At 49.1% G+C, this 15082-nt stretch carries 15 protein-coding genes; 11 read left to right on the top strand and 4 right to left on the bottom strand.

What is annotated here, in order from left to right:
* Positions 1-205 precede the first annotated feature (205 nt).
* On the top strand, positions 206-628 hold the full coding sequence (gene yfbV, locus CWI84_RS01465) for a terminus macrodomain insulation protein YfbV (protein WP_126840798.1): 423 nt from the start codon (positions 206-208) through the stop codon (positions 626-628).
* On the opposite strand, the gene CWI84_RS01460 is transcribed toward yfbV, so the two are convergent.
* Complete coding sequence (locus CWI84_RS01460) at positions 625-1266, bottom strand: energy-coupling factor ABC transporter permease (RefSeq protein WP_126840797.1); 642 nt, start codon at positions 1264-1266, stop codon at positions 625-627. The two genes, yfbV and CWI84_RS01460, sit on opposite strands and share 4 nt — an antisense overlap.
* Position 1267: 1 nt before the next feature.
* A complete protein-coding gene (gene xthA / locus CWI84_RS01455) occupies positions 1268-2080 on the bottom strand; it encodes an exodeoxyribonuclease III (protein ID WP_126840796.1) in 813 nt (270 codons plus the stop codon).
* A 130-nt stretch (positions 2081-2210) separates the two neighbouring features.
* Between xthA and CWI84_RS01450 the strand changes: the two genes are divergently transcribed.
* Both CWI84_RS01450 and CWI84_RS01445 read left to right on the top strand, forming a co-directional pair.
* A complete protein-coding gene (locus tag CWI84_RS01450; RefSeq protein WP_126840795.1) occupies positions 2211-2534 on the top strand; it encodes a DUF3392 domain-containing protein in 324 nt (107 codons plus the stop codon).
* 61 nt (positions 2535-2595) lie between these two features.
* Positions 2596-3666 (top strand): alpha/beta hydrolase, encoded by a 1071-nt coding sequence (locus CWI84_RS01445; RefSeq protein WP_198674464.1) that lies wholly within the window; start codon positions 2596-2598, stop codon positions 3664-3666.
* Here the strand turns inward: CWI84_RS01445 and CWI84_RS01440 are convergent, their stop codons facing one another.
* Positions 3667-4146, bottom strand: coding sequence for an SEL1-like repeat protein (locus CWI84_RS01440; protein ID WP_126840794.1), 480 nt, complete (start codon positions 4144-4146; stop codon positions 3667-3669).
* 100 nt (positions 4147-4246) lie between these two features.
* Between CWI84_RS01440 and CWI84_RS01435 the strand changes: the two genes are divergently transcribed.
* The 4 genes from CWI84_RS01435 (at position 4247) to CWI84_RS01420 (ending at position 9174) form a co-directional block, all read left to right on the top strand.
* On the top strand, positions 4247-6187 hold the full coding sequence (locus CWI84_RS01435; RefSeq protein ID WP_126840793.1) for a PAS domain-containing hybrid sensor histidine kinase/response regulator: 1941 nt from the start codon (positions 4247-4249) through the stop codon (positions 6185-6187).
* A 62-nt stretch (positions 6188-6249) separates the two neighbouring features.
* Positions 6250-7116: a substrate-binding periplasmic protein gene (locus CWI84_RS01430; RefSeq protein ID WP_126840792.1), complete on the top strand. Its 867-nt coding sequence runs from the start codon at positions 6250-6252 to the stop codon at positions 7114-7116.
* Positions 7117-7178: 62 nt separating this feature from the next.
* Positions 7179-8006, top strand: coding sequence for an AAA family ATPase (locus CWI84_RS01425; protein ID WP_126840791.1), 828 nt, complete (start codon positions 7179-7181; stop codon positions 8004-8006).
* Between the two features lies 1 nt (position 8007).
* Positions 8008-9174, top strand: coding sequence for a vWA domain-containing protein (locus tag CWI84_RS01420; RefSeq protein WP_126840790.1), 1167 nt, complete (start codon positions 8008-8010; stop codon positions 9172-9174).
* Positions 9175-9180: 6 nt separating this feature from the next.
* Here the strand turns inward: CWI84_RS01420 and CWI84_RS01415 are convergent, their stop codons facing one another.
* Entirely contained in the window at positions 9181-10806 is a 1626-nt protein-coding gene (locus tag CWI84_RS01415; RefSeq protein WP_126840789.1) for an acyl-CoA dehydrogenase family protein, read from the bottom strand.
* A 23-nt stretch (positions 10807-10829) separates the two neighbouring features.
* Here CWI84_RS01415 and CWI84_RS01410 point away from each other — a divergent pair, with 23 nt between their 5' ends.
* The 4 genes from CWI84_RS01410 (at position 10830) to CWI84_RS01395 (ending at position 14996) form a co-directional block, all read left to right on the top strand.
* Positions 10830-10994, top strand: a complete 165-nt coding sequence (locus CWI84_RS01410; protein WP_126840788.1) for a DUF2256 domain-containing protein — start codon at positions 10830-10832, stop codon at positions 10992-10994.
* Between the two features lie 56 nt (positions 10995-11050).
* Positions 11051-12109, top strand: coding sequence for an NAD(P)-dependent alcohol dehydrogenase (locus CWI84_RS01405; protein ID WP_126840787.1), 1059 nt, complete (start codon positions 11051-11053; stop codon positions 12107-12109).
* A 127-nt stretch (positions 12110-12236) separates the two neighbouring features.
* A complete protein-coding gene (gene gloA / locus CWI84_RS01400; RefSeq protein WP_126840786.1) occupies positions 12237-12677 on the top strand; it encodes a lactoylglutathione lyase in 441 nt (146 codons plus the stop codon).
* Positions 12678-12770: 93 nt separating this feature from the next.
* A complete protein-coding gene (locus CWI84_RS01395) occupies positions 12771-14996 on the top strand; it encodes an NADP-dependent isocitrate dehydrogenase (RefSeq protein WP_126840785.1) in 2226 nt (741 codons plus the stop codon).
* Positions 14997-15082: the final 86 nt, after the last annotated feature.

Below are 15082 nucleotides of genomic sequence, written 5' to 3'. Positions count from 1 at the left end.
AAAACGGTCAGAAATCTTGAGCTATAGTGGCAAAGCTTTGGTAAGCTTTCAACAGTATCCACATTATCTGTGGATATGTTTGTGAACTAGCCGAAAATAAGACTGTAACCGTTTGTTTTTATAAGCTTTATTGGTTTAGTTCGAATAACGTACAATGGTCTATTTTATGATCATAACGGCGTTTTTTTAGGCAGGTTATGAGTTTATGTGGAAACTTCTGCGTGATGGCTCACGTTACTTAACACAATGGCCGCAGCATTCGGTGGTGGCGACAATGACCGAATCTCGGGTGGTTCCAGCGACCCAGTTGGGGATAAAGTGGATCCCCGCCATTGCGGTGATGAATGTTTTTGCTTACCTAGAGTGGTTGCCTAAAGAGCAGCTTTCACAAGGCTTGATAATGTCTTTAGTGATGCTGAGTTTACCTTTGCAAGGTTTAGTCTGGTTAGGTTGGCGGTCGAAGCAACCGTTACAACCACACTTAATCCGTTGGTACAAAGAGCTGCAGCAAAAGCTGCGAAGCAGTGGTGGCGAGGTTCCGCAACCACAACAAGCTAAGCCAACCTATATGGATTTAGCGCGTATACTGCGGCGAGCGTTAGATACGCTGCCGCCACACGAACATTAATCGTTTAGATAGGTATTGTCGCTAAACGTGGCTAACCAATTGGGACGATAGACCACCATTAATGTGACTGCCATGCCGTTAAGTAAGGCTTCCGGAAACATTAGCAACGGGGTAATTGATAGGTAATTCTGCCACAGTTGTTCCCAATTTAACGCGCCTTGCCAAAAAATTAACAGTGCTAGTGCAACTTGAGCCATTAGCAGGCTTATTGCCGCGGCAATAAAAGCGTTAAGAAAAATGTAAACGAACGGATGGCGTGGTAAATGGTGGTAAATCCAGGCGTAAGCAACGTAGGTAACGGCGGCCGGTATAACGGCTAAGGCCAGAAAATGTTGTGCCCAATCACCGTGTTCGAAACCAATAAACAATGCATAAAGCGTTACCACCAGAGCACCTACAAGCAGCGCCGCCCTGAACCCGAGCATTAAGGTAATGCTGGTTAGCAATAAGAAGTGAAACGCTAATCCGTTGGCAATGCTGGCGTGGAAGCTCCAGATAAAGGCGGTAACCGCCGTCGTGCCAAAAAACAGGTGTTGAAATAGCCGACTATTTCGTAGCCAAGGGAAAAACGCCTTCCGCACTGCCAGCATAATAATGCAAGCAGCAACTATCCAAGGCAGTGCGGAAGCGAATAGCATTTTACTTCACCGCAAAAGACGACCATATAGGCGCATGGTCGGACGGCTTTTCAATGCCTCGTAACGGGTAATCAATACCGCTGTCATTGCATTGTTCAGCCAAGGTCTTCGTTGCTAGAATGAGGTCGATGCGTAAGCCGCGGTTGTCGTCAAATCCGCGCGATCGATAATCAAACCAGCTATATTGGTCGGTGATCTCAGGATTTTGTTGCCGGAAAGTATCGACCAAACCCCAATCTATCAGGCGGTTCAGCCAATCTCGTTCTTCTGGTAAGAAAGAACATTTACCGGTGCGTAACCAGCGCTTAGCATTACTCTCACCAATACCAATATCATCGTCGGTATGGGAAATATTCATATCGCCCATAATGATGACCGGCTGCTTAGGGCTTAAATCGTTTTCTAAATACTTCATTAAGTCCTGATAGAAGCGCTCTTTTGCGGGAAACTTGGTTGGGTGGTCTCGGCTTTCGCCTTGCGGGAAATAGCCATTGAGAACGCGCACGGTTTCGCCATTTTCCATGGCAAAATCACCCATAATCATTCGCCGTTGCGCATCTTCTTCATCGCTGGGAAAGCCGCGTGTAATATTTTGCAGCGGCGTCTTACTGAGTAAAGCTACGCCGTAATGACCTTTTTGCCCATGAAACGCAACGTGATAGCCCATGGCTTCAACGTCTTCAATGGGAAATTGGTCATCGTGAACTTTTGTTTCTTGTAACCCAATCACGTCTGGTTGGTGTTTATCGATCAATGCTTGTAATTGGTGGAGACGGGCACGAATGCCGTTGATATTGAATGAAATAACTTTCATCAGTGGGTTCCAATTTCGGCTTTTAACTATGGCTTTTAATGCTAACACCATCTGCGGTGCTATGCGAGGGATGCGAGCGCGTTCGAAAGTTCGTATACTGCCACTCTGAAAATTCCATGGAGCCAAGTTAATGGAGCAGTTTGCGTTAAGTTTTGCCGCGTGGTTAAAACCTTATATTCACAATATTTCGATGATGATTTTGGCGACACTTCTGGTGATTTACGGCAATGACGTTAATGCGTTTGTTCGCAAACAAGTGGCGAACGCTGCGTTTATTGTGCGAACAATCATATTTGTGTTGGTGTGTGCCTTTGGTTACGGTTTATTATTGGTTGCACTGACTCCCGTTGTCGCCAGTGCACTGACAAAGATTCCAAGTATTTACCTTGGCTTTGTCGTGGTTGGTATTTTTCTGCTGTTAGGCTGGCTAGCAGAACGCAAAAAACAAATGTGACCATGGGTCATTTATATAGTTGACCAAGGGTCATTATGTGTTTGTGAAAGGGAACTCATTGATGAAAGGAACAATGCTGAGCATTCGCGCGGGTAAGCAGGCTTACCAGCAGATTAAAGAACAAGGCCTACAAGCAGACGATGTAAAACTGCTTTTAGGTGCCTCAGGCGGCCCCAAATGGTTTGTTTTACAGCGCCTCGACCGCTACTTATTTGGTGATTGGTTCGCGCAACGGCAAACACCACTTGATACGCTTGGAACGTCGGCGGGCGCTTGGCGTTTTGCCTCACTAGGGCAGGATGATCCGGTTGAAGCCAGTGAACGATTTTGTCAGCTCTATCGGACCCAAGAATACAGCGCTAACCCCGACCGCCATGAAATTACCGCTGAAGCGGTCGCGTTATTAGAGAAATATGTGCCGCAGCATGCCGTCAGTCAAATTCTCGGACAAACCGCAGTGCGGCAGCATATGATTGTTGCTCGAAGCCGCGGCTGGTCAGCTCATGAAGACCGACGCCAGGCATTGGGGTTGTTGGCCGCTGCCTCGCTAAACAGCGTTAACCGGCAGTGGTTAAAAGCGTTTTACCAACGAGTGATTTTCCATCACCCGGCATCAGATTGCGGGTTTATGCGCGGCTGGACAGAGTTTAACACCCAGTTTGTTAGCTTAACCCATGAAAATTTTCGCTCGGCACTATTAGCAACCGGCGCTATTCCACTGGTACTTGATGGTGTGAAAAATATTCCTGGGGCACCGGCGGGACTTTATCGGGATGGCGGCATTACCGACTACCACTTTGATGTCGACCTCTCTAAGGTTAACGGCCTCGTGTTGTACCCACACTTTTCTCAGCAGGTTGTGCCCGGTTGGTTCGATAAGCACTTGCGTTGGCGTCGCACCTACGGCGAGCGGTGGCCGAATGTAGTGCTGTTGACGCCGACCGACGAATTCCTAGCGAGCTTACCTTACGGCAAAATTCCAGATCGCAAAGATTTTGCACAGCTGCCTGTGGCTGAGCGTAAACGTTATTGGAAACAAGCCGTCGAGCAAGGACAACGGTTAGCGGATGAGTTTGCCGAGGCAGTAGAAAGCGGAACAATTCGTCATCGCGTCGAACAATGGACGGCGTAGTTAGAGCATTTGGAAGCTTGCGTCTGCAATCAATTCGAAACGATCTGCTGCGAGCCGAGATGCTGCATTGATCTCATGTGCGGTGAGTTGCGGTGTGAGTTTGTCGAGCGCGCTTGCAGCGCTTTGCTCACCGGCCAATTTCGCTAAGGTTAGCCAACAATAGGCATGGAACGGGCTGTGTGGCAGATGTTCGCCTTGTAAGAACATTTGCCCTAAATAACTCATCGCTTTTGGATGCCCGAGCATGGCGGCTCGGCGGAAGTATTTTGCAGCCTCGAACATTTGCTGTTGCTTGAGTTTTTCCGCCGCCTGCAAGTAATAGTGCACAGCCACCTTGTGCCAGAAGTTAGGGCCTCTGACTGTTTTTGTTGGAGCGGCGCGCCACTTTTCAACTTGCTGCTCAAGTTGCTCAAGCTGGGTCAGGAGTGCTTCCTGCCAACGGCTAACGTCCATTTTTTTAGGCTGCTGAGTTTCCGTCATAATCCAATAAAATGACCCAGATTATTGCCAGTGTACATCAAGCTCCGTAGAGGGCAAACTGTTGTCACTATTTTCTTCAATCGGCAAATAGATACACGTTATGAAGCTCTCAGAAATTGATATAACACGACTGTTTTCAGTCGGCAGTAAGATGTCACTGATGGTTTGGGCGGACGGACCGAACTGGCCGGTAAGCTATACCTCGCCGAACGTGGTAGAGCTGATTGGTTACAGTAAAGAAGACTTTGAATCACAGCGAGTCGACTATAAACGTTTAGTGCATCCAGACGATTATGACAGGATTCGAGCTGAGGCGGCCGATGCAGTTGCCGACTTAACCCGTGAATCGGTTAATCACAGCGACTATCGTATTCGTCATGCTGACGGACACTGGGTGTGGGTTTCTGACACCACGTTAATTGACCGTTACGAAGACGGTTCCCGCCGCAATATGTTTGGCTACCTTATTGATATTACTGAACGTAAATCACTTGAGTTGGCGCTCGAACTAGAACGTAATCGCCTCAAACTTCTGCTAGATGCAACGCGACTGGGGACATGGGAGTGGAACCCTCAGTCAGGGCAGGTACTGTTTAATGAACGTTGGGCACAGATGTTCGGCTACAGCACTGCCGAGCTAGGCGATCACGTGGATTCTTGGTCGAGTCGCTTGCACCCAGATGACTATGACAGAGTGTGGGAATTAGTCAGGGCGCATCGAGATGGCGAAACGCCCTTTTATGAGAGCATGCATCGTCTTCGCCACCGTGATGGCCATTACCTATATGTATTGGACCGTGGCAAGGTGATAGAGCGGGACAGCAGTGGCAAAGCTACGCGCTTTGCTGGCACCTTGACCGATATTAGTGCGCAAAAGCATTCTGAAATGGAAGCGCGAAGAGCGGCCCATGCGAAAAGCGTGTTTCTCGCGAACATGTCGCATGAAATTCGTACCCCATTGCACGGTATTTTAGGTATTGCTTCAGTGCTGAAGGATACCGACCTCGATGCTAACCAGCGAAACTTGGTTGCTACCATTAAGGAGAGCGGCGGTTACTTATTGAATACCTTAAATGATGTGCTCGACCTCACTCGGGCGGAGGAAGGGCAATTGCGGATTCATCGCGGGCGCAGCGATGTTGTAGCCATATTCGACCATTTGCAAACACTTTTCGCGCAAACTGCAGTAACCAAAGACATCAAGCTGAGTATTAGAGTCAACACTGAAGTGCCTAAAATACTATTGCTGGATAAAGCAAGGGTATTGCAGGTGTTGAGTAATCTCATTAACAACGCGATTAAATTTACCGAGAACGGTGAAGTTGAGGTTGTTGCAGGGTGGCAAAAGGATAACAACCATAAGAAAGGTGAGTTGGTTGTTACGGTTAAAGACAGTGGTGTTGGCATTGAGGATACGCGCCGCATTTGGCAGCTGTTCGAGCAAGAACGCTCTGGTATCGATCAAGCGCAATCTGGCACCGGTCTGGGGCTCGCAATTGTCCGCCATTTGGTGCAACTAATGAATGGAACGGTTCGTGTTGATAGTCGCCTAGGTGAAGGGTCAACATTCACCGTCACGCTTCCGAGCTCAGCGATGGCGGAAAACGAACTGGCTGATCCAACGTTTGTCGGGCTGGAAAGGCTACCACCTATGCGCTGCCTAGTGGTTGATGATAACTCAGTGAATCGCTTGATTATTAGTGAAATGTTGAAAACGTTGCAGCAGCAATGTGAGCTTGCAAATAACGCGACAGAAGCGCTTGAGCTATTGCAGCAAAGACCGTTTGATGTGGTGTTTATGGACATTCACATGCCTGAGCTCGATGGTTTGCAGGCAACCAAAATGATTCGTGACATGCCGCTGAAACAGCCCTATATCGTTGCCTTGACTGCCAATGCGTTTGTTGAAACCAAAACCCAAGCGCTGCGAGCGGGAATGGATAACTATGTGACAAAACCGTTTGTGCGAGAGGATATTGCACGGATATTAATCCAAGCAGCGGACGCGCTCGACGCCAACCAACAAAAGGGTGACCAGTAAATAAAAATTGACTTTTGCGTCGGCTATGCCAGCTTTAAAGAAACGCGCTGGGAGTAAAGTAAATGCGTAACTATTTGATGATAGGCATTTTATTCGCTTGGGTATGGCTACCGACTGCGGCCGCTGAGTCGTTACGCGTTACCATAAATCTCACCTCGTCAACTGACACACTACAACGCGACTTTGCCTATACTTTGTTGGACGCTGCGCTGCGCCACTCAGCAGCTACTAACGATGTGATAAAGGTCGAGCGTTTTCCCGTGCGTATGACCCAATCCAGATTATTGCGAGCATTGCGGGAAAATACCATTGACGTAGCGGTCATGGCCTCCGCTTATCGCCATGAGAATGGGTTGTTTGCGATCGACTTTCCAATTCGCAAGGGGTTGTTAGGTTGGCGTATTTTGTTGACCCGTCAAGAACACGTAGCCGCTTTAAATAAGGTAAGGACAGCCAACCAATTGCGCCAGTTCTCTACTGGGTTTGGCAGCGATTGGGTTGAGCGTCCGTTGATGGAGCGTTACTTTGCTGCCGTAGAGTCTGCCGCCGACTACAAAAGCCTTTATCAAATGCTTGCCAATGGCCGTTTTGATGTGTTGAGTCGCTCGGTGATGGAAGTAGGGGCTGAACGTCAAGAGTTTCCGAACTTAGGCATTGTTGATGCTAGCCAAATTATTGTTCATTACCCGCTAGCCGATTGGTTTTACGTAAACGCTGGCAATCCAGAACTCGCGCAACGGATAAAAAAGGGTTTACTCGGCTTATATGCAAACGGTGAGTATGAACGTTTGTTTGAGCAGTTCTATCGTCAACGGCTCCAACGATTACGACTTGCAGACCGGCACGTGATTGAGTTGTCAGACCCCTCACTAAACCTCGACGCAAAACAGACTACCCAACCTTGGTGGTTTAGTCTTAGCCAACAATAGGGGCTTGGGCTAGACCGGCTTTTCAGGCATCATAAGCCGCTCGCAATATAAGGAGTGGTGATATGTCGTTTTCCAGTACTGATACCTACATTGTCTCTAACGCTCTGCAGTTAGCCGTGGATGCAGCCGTCGCGCTTGAGAAGCCGTTATTATTGAAAGGCGAGCCGGGCACGGGTAAAACCCGTTTGGCGCAGGAGTTAGCGCGGTCGATGGACACTGAGTTACTGCACTGGTCAATAAAATCTACCACTAAAGCGCAACAAGGGTTGTACGAGTATGATGCGGTCTCTCGCCTGCGCGATAGCCAACTGGGTAGCGATAAGGTTCATGATATCGCTAACTACATTAAGCCCGGTAAGTTATGGCAGGCGTTCACGGCAAAGCAGCGGCCGGTATTGCTGATCGACGAAGTCGACAAAGCTGATATTGAGTTCCCCAATGATTTGCTGCATGAGCTCGATCAAATGGCGTTTCATGTCTACGAGACTGGAGAAACGGTTACCGCTCAGCAACGGCCTATCGTCATTATCACCTCTAATAACGAAAAAGCGTTACCGGATGCGTTCTTGCGGCGGTGTTTCTTTCACTTTATTGAATTTCCAGACGAACAAACGCTGCGGCAAATTATTGAGGTGCATTATCCCAATATTCAACAGCAACTTGTGACTGAGGCGTTGGACCTATTTGTGCAAATCCGGGAGTTGCCGCGTTTGAAGAAAAAGCCATCCACCTCTGAGTTGCTTGATTGGTTGAAGTTGTTGTTACTAGACCCCCCGAAGCCGGGGCAGTTGAGAGAATGGATGAGTGACGAACAACGCCAGTCTCTATACGGCGCATTATTAAAACACGAAGAAGATTTTCCGCAGTTACGTTATTTGCGCCAGGGCTAACATGTTTATTGGCTTACTGCAGTTATTGAAACGCTATGGCGTGGCAGTGTCGATTACCGAGCTGCTGGATTTGCTCGCGGCTGTGAATAAAGGGCTAGCGGGCTACTCCATTGAGTCGTTTTATTATTTAGCGCGGACAATATTGGTAAAAGACGAGGGCCTTTTTGACCGTTTTGATCAGGCCTTTTACGCCTATCTGCAGGCGTTAGATGAGGTGGATATTAGCGAGCGGATTCCTAATGAGTGGCTCAGTGATCCGCTCGTCCGTCAGCTGGGCCAACTCGATGAAGAGGTGCTCAAACAATATGAGAGTTTGGAGCAGCTATTAGAACAGTTTAAACAGCGCCTGGAGGAGCAACAAGAACGCCACCAGGGCGGCAGTAAATGGATCGGAACCGGAGGGACCTCACCATTTGGCGCCTATGGTTACCATCCAGGAGGTATTCGTTTAGGGCAGGCGAGTAATCGCCAGTTCAGCGCTTCTAAGGTGCTAGATAAACGCCAATTTGCCGATTTAGACCGTGATGCGCCGCTACAACAACGAGGATTTCAAGTTGCTTTACGAAAGCTGCGCGCGTTTGCCCGCAGTGGCGCGGCAACGGAGTTGGATTTAGACGCCACCATCAAAGCGACGGGTAAACAAGGCGGACTGTTGGATCTGCAATGGCGGCCGGAGCGCCACAATGCCACCAATGTACTGATTTTGTTTGACGTTGGCGGTTCAATGGATAGTTATATTGAGCAGGTTGAGCAATTGTTCAGTGCGGCCAGCGATGAGTTTAAGAACTTGCAAACCTTTTATTTTCATAACTGTGTGTATGAGGCGGTATGGCCGAGTGCGGCGCGCCGAGGTGAAGTAGCGATTCCAACCGGCGATTTGGTGCAACGGTTTGGTAGTGATTACAAATTAATTTTCGTCGGTGATGCGACCATGGGGCCTTACGAAATTCTATATCCCGGCGGCAGTGTAGAGCACTGGAACGAAGAACCTGGTGCAGAATGGCTAAACCGCTTAACACACCACTTCAGCAAAGCGGTGTGGCTTAATCCTCAGCCGCAGCAACGGTGGCGCTATTACCCCAGCATCAACATTATTCAGGAACTGATGCAGGAACGCATGTTTCCGCTGACGTTGAATGGTATTGAACAGGCCATCGAAAAACTCTAACAACCACTACAGTGCAGCAAAAGCCCGTTCAACAATAGCCTTTAGCGGTGTCGACTCGGGTAAACAGCCGTACTGTTGGAAACCTGCAGGGGCTAAACGGCTATTGCAAAACGCCTGAAATAACCAATCTGGACTGGTTCGCGCGAGTTGTCTCGCTTGCAACAGCTTCGCCAACAGTTCTAGCGTACGGCGTAATTGCGAAGCGTCAGGCGCCTGCTGTAGTTGCTGTTTAGCGGCATTGACTGCATCTGTGTAGTGCTGGTTATTGTCGACACCGTCGAGCTCGTCAAATAACGCGGTTACGGTCTCTGGTGACTTATGCAGCGCGCGCATCACATCTAGGCATTGAATGTTGCCACTACCTTCCCAGATGGCGTTGATGGGCGCTTCGCGGTAGATACGCGCCAGGATATCCAATTCCACCACACCGTTACCCCCTAAACATTCCATCGCTTCATAGGCGTGCTGCGGCGCTTGCTTACAAATCCAATACTTACCAATAGCGGTGGCAATACGAATCAGTAACTGTTGCTGTTTGTCCTCTCGTTGGTCAAAGGCATACGCCATCCGCATACTCAGAGCCATTGCGGCTTCGCTCTCTAAGGCTAAATCGGCGAGGACATTTAGCATTAACGGTTGGTTAACCAAAAGCTCGCCAAACGCGCGCCGTTGGCGGCAGTGATGAATCGCCTGGGAAACCGCTTGGCGCATGCCTGCGGCGGAACCAATCATGCAGTCGTAACGGGTAATAGCGACCATTTCGATAATGGTATTCACACCTTTACCTTGTTCGCCTAATAACCAACCTTGGGCGCGGTTAAATTCGACTTCGCTAGAGGCATTTGAGCGATTGCCGACCTTATCTTTTAGGCGTTGGATAACAATGCCATTCAATTCGCCATTATCCAGCCGGCGCGGTACCAAAAAGCAGCTCAGTCCGGCTTCGGTTTGCGCTAGGGTTAAAAAGGCATCGCTCATTGGCGCTGACATAAACCATTTATGTCCGGTCAATCGATAGCGGTCGCCGTCCGCCTTGGCAACTGTAGTGTTTGCTCGCACATCGGATCCGCCTTGTTTCTCGGTCATGGCCATGCCAAAGGTTACCGCGGATTTTGCCGTGACCGGTCGGTCAGTTGCATCATAATCTGACTGTAGCGCTTTTTGCAGCCACACGGGCAAGTGCTTGGCATATTTTTCAATCACCGGAATAGCAGCAAAGGTCATGGTGATAGGACAGCCATGGCCGGCTTCAACCTGGCTATGCAAATAGTATTTAGCGGCGCGGACAACATGCGCACCAGCACGCGGTTGAGCCCATGGCGCCGAGTGCAATTGTTGTTGCATAGCAATCGTCATTAATTGGTGATAACTGGGGTGAAAATTGACCCGTTGTAAGGGAAAACCCCTTTCATCATGGCTTTGAAATTCTGGAAGATAACGGTTGGCGGCAAAGCCCAAAGCAATGCGCTCAGCACTGCCACACTGTGAACCAAAATGTTGCAACTCGGGTATTCCCCAAGAGCCGGCAAACTGTCGCACGGCCTGCTGTAAAGCGGGGTCTTGCTCCCAACTGTTGTAATTAAGCAGGCGCTGGGCTTGATTTTCTACAACGTGTGTATAGGGCTGAGACATTACTTAGGAGCTCTGTTGTTGCTATGGTACATAAGAAAGTACACCTTCCGGAAAAGATCTGTCCAGTGTGTAAGCGACCGTTTTCGTGGCGCAAACGCTGGGAAAAAAACTGGTCTGAAGTAGTCTATTGCTCACGCGCTTGTGCACATTCGGCAAAAAAACTTCGGCGCCAGCAATCCAATCGTTAGGCTAAAACCGTAGATGCAAAACACGTTTCCATGCCATAGCTCAATGGAGGACACTAATGAGCGCAACCAAAACCTATGCTGCGCAAGCCGCAGATTCAGGTCTAGCCCCCCATAATATTGAACGTCGTGAACTGCGCGACGACGACGTTGCTATTGAAATCGATTACTGTGGCGTCTGCCACACCGACATCCATTATGTAGAAAATGACTGGGGTGGCACAATTTATCCGGTTGTACCCGGGCATGAAATTGTTGGTCATGTCACTGCCGTTGGGAAAAATGTCAAAAATTTCAAAGTCGGTGACAACGTTGGCGTAGGCTGTATGGTCGACTCATGCCGCGAATGTGCTGCTTGCGAAGATGGCTTAGAGCAGTTTTGCTTGAATGGCATGACACCAACCTACAACGGTGAAGACCGTCACGATGGTTCGGTGACCTACGGCGGTTATTCAGAACGTGTTGTGGTCAGCGACCGTTTTGTGGTGAAAGTGCCTGACGGCCTTGATAAGGCTGCGGCAGCGCCATTGCTTTGTGCTGGCATTACTACCTACTCGCCATTGCGCCACTATGGTGTGAAAAAGGGCGATAAAGTTGGGGTGATCGGCATGGGCGGATTAGGCCACATGGGCGTTAAATTTGCCAAAGCCATGGGCGCTGAAGTGACTATTTTTACACGCTCAGAAAGCAAGGTGGCGGAAGCGAAGAAGCAAGGTGCCGACAAAGTGATCATCTCTACCGATGAAAAGCAGATGCAAGACGCTGCGGGTTACTTTGATTTCTTGCTCGACACCGTGCCGGTTAAACACGATCTTAACCCCTACATCAATTGCTTGAAGTACGATGGCACGCACATTGTTGTGGGTCTTCTAGAGTCTGTAGAGCCACCATTAGAAATGGGGCAATTGGTGTTGAAACGCCGCGTTGTTGCAGGGTCGTTGATCGGTGGTATGCCAGAGACTCAGGAAGTACTGGATTTTTGTGCTGAGCACGACATTACTTGTGACATAGAAATGCTGGATATTCAGAACATCAACGACGCTTATGAGCGAATGAAGAAAGGTGATGTAAAATACCGCTTCGTTATTGATATGCAGTCGTTGAAAAACGCTGATTAATCTCAGCATCACGCTGAACGATGAAAGAGCACCGACTGCCAATGCCTTTGGCGTCGGTGTTTTGTTTTTAGCCTGGCGCAATGATGCGACATGCTAAGTTTAACAATGCAAGCAACAAGGAGACGTTATGCAGTACCTCCACACTATGGTTCGAGTCGCAGACTTAGAACAATCGATGCATTTCTATTGCGACTTGCTCGGGTTGCAAGAAGTTTACCGAAAAGACGTTGAGAAGGGCCGTTTTACCTTGGTCTACTTAGCTGCTGAACAAGATCTGGAGCGCGCCAAGCGTGATGATGCGCCAATGGTTGAGCTGACCTATAATTGGGACCCAGAAAGCTATGATGGTGGTCGCAATTTTGGCCATTTGGCGTTTCGAGTAGAGGACATTTACGCACTGTGCGAGAAGTTGCAGCGTAACGGCGTGACCATCAATCGGCCGCCACGGGACGGCCATATGGCCTTTGTTCGCAGCCCTGACGGCATCTCGATTGAGTTGCTGCAAAAAGGCGAAGCGCTTGCACCCCAAGAGCCTTGGGCAAGCATGGAAAATACGGGGTCTTGGTAATAGGCGAGTGCTAGCTGGGCTTGCTGTCCGCTAGCTGGTATAATCTCGCGCTTATCAAGCGGAGTCATTGGATTCATAGAAACAGGAACGACTATGTCGACGGATAAATCAAAAATTATTTATACCGAAACTGACGAGGCGCCACGTCTGGCAACTTACTCGTTATTACCCATCATCCAGACCTTTACTAAAGCCGCTGGTGTAGCCGTAGAAACGCGCGACATCTCATTGGCGGGTCGGATTATCTCTCAGTTCCCTGAGTACCTGAGCGAAGAGCAGCGCCAGTCTGACGCGTTGGCTGAATTGGGTGAATTGGCAAAAACGCCAGAAGCGAACATCATTAAACTGCCAAACATCAGTGCTTCGATTCCACAAATGGTCGCTTGCATTAAAGAATTGCAAGGCAAGGGTTTTAACTTGCCAAACTTCCCGCACGATCCGCAAACCGATGAAGAAAAAGACGTGCGTGCGCGTTACGACAAAGTCAAAGGCAGTGCGGTGAACCCGGTACTGCGTGAAGGTAACTCTGACCGTCGTGCGCCAAGTGCGGTGAAAAACTACGCCAAGAAAAACCCACACCGCATGGGAGCTTGGAGTAAAGACTCAAAATCGCATGTTGCGCACATGGACGACGGTGATTTCTACGCCACTGAACAGTCGGCGACAATGGCAAAAGATGATGTGCTTAGCATTGTTTTGGACCACGATGGCCAGCAAACTGTGCTAAAAGAAGGCGTAAAAGTGTTGAACGGCGAAGTCGTTGACGCTGCGGTAATGAGTAAAAATAAATTGCAGGCGTTTTTTGAAAAAGAAACGGCAAAAGCGAAAGAAGAGGGCATTCTGCTCTCATTGCATTTGAAAGCGACCATGATGAAGGTTTCTGACCCGATCATGTTCGGTCATGCGGTGCGGGTGTACTTTAAAGACATCATGAACCAATACGGCGATGCCCTGAAAGCGATCGACTTTGATCCAAATAACGGTATTGGTGATCTCTACAACAAACTGGATCAATTGCCGGCTGAAACGCGTCAAGCATTGCAACAAGACTTGGATGCCGTTTACCAGCAGCAACCCGAGCTAGCAATGGTAAACTCTGATAAAGGGATTACCAACCTGCACGTTCCAAGTGACATCATCATTGATGCGTCAATGCCTGCCATGATTCGCGACTCAGGTAAAATGTGGGACCGTGAAGGCGGCCAGAAAGACGCTAAAGCGATGATTCCGGACCGCTGCTACGCGGGGGTTTACCAAGAAACCATCAGCTTCTGTAAAGAACATGGCGCGTTTGACCCAGCAACTATGGGTACGGTGCCTAACGTAGGTTTGATGGCACAGAAAGCCGAGGAATATGGTTCGCACGATAAGACCTTTGAAATTCCTGCAGCGGGCACTGTGAAAGTAGTTAATCAATCGGGCGAAGTGGTATTTGAGCATGTGGTCGAAAAAGGCGACATCTGGCGCATGTGCCAAGTGAAAGACGCACCGATTCGTGACTGGGTGAAACTGGCGGTAACGCGTTCACGGTTAAGCGGAATGCCTGCAGTATTCTGGCTAGACAGCAACCGTGCACACGATGCACAGCTCATCAAGAAAGTCGAAATGTACTTAAAAGAGCACGATACTGACGGTTTAGATTTACGCATTATGGCGCCAGTAGAAGCGACTCGCCACACCTTGCAACGGGTCAAAGAAGGTAAAGACACCATTTCGGTAACGGGTAACGTATTGCGTGATTACCTGACTGACTTATTCCCGATTCTTGAGTTGGGTACGTCTGCGAAGATGCTATCTATCGTGCCATTGATGAACGGCGGTGGCTTGTTCGAAACCGGCGCGGGCGGCTCTGCACCTAAGCACGTGCAGCAATTTGTAGAAGAGAACCACTTGCGTTGGGATTCGCTGGGTGAATTCCTTGCATTGGCGGCGTCTCTTGAACACCTGAGTCGCGCGACCGACAATGCGCGGGCGCAGATCTTGGCAGACAGCCTCGATAAGGCGACGGCAAAATTCTTAGAAGAGAATAAGTCGCCATCGCGCAAAGTCGGCGAGATTGATAACCGTGGTTCGCACTTCTACTTGGCCATGTATTGGGCAGAAGCTTTAGCTGAGCAGACAGCAGACAGTGACCTGGCGGAACGTTTCAAAGCACTTGCGAAAGCATTGCAGGACAACGAACAGGCGATTATCAAAGCGCTTAACGATGTTCAAGGCGTTAAAGTGGACATCGGTGGCTACTATGAACCAGAAGCCGACAAAGTGTCTCGTGCAATGCGCCCTTGTGCGCTGCTGAACGACGCTTTAGCCGCACTGTAAGTTACAGTCCTAGAGAAAACAAAAAGCCGGCGCTGATAAAGCGCTGGCTTTTTTTGCTTGATTTTACACCTATTTACGCTCACGCT

Source organism: Idiomarina tyrosinivorans, assembly GCF_003987475.1.
Lineage (GTDB): Bacteria > Pseudomonadota > Gammaproteobacteria > Enterobacterales > Alteromonadaceae > Idiomarina > Idiomarina tyrosinivorans.
The sequence above is the reverse complement of the archived record's forward strand: the minus strand, read 5'-3'. Positions and strand labels throughout refer to the sequence as shown.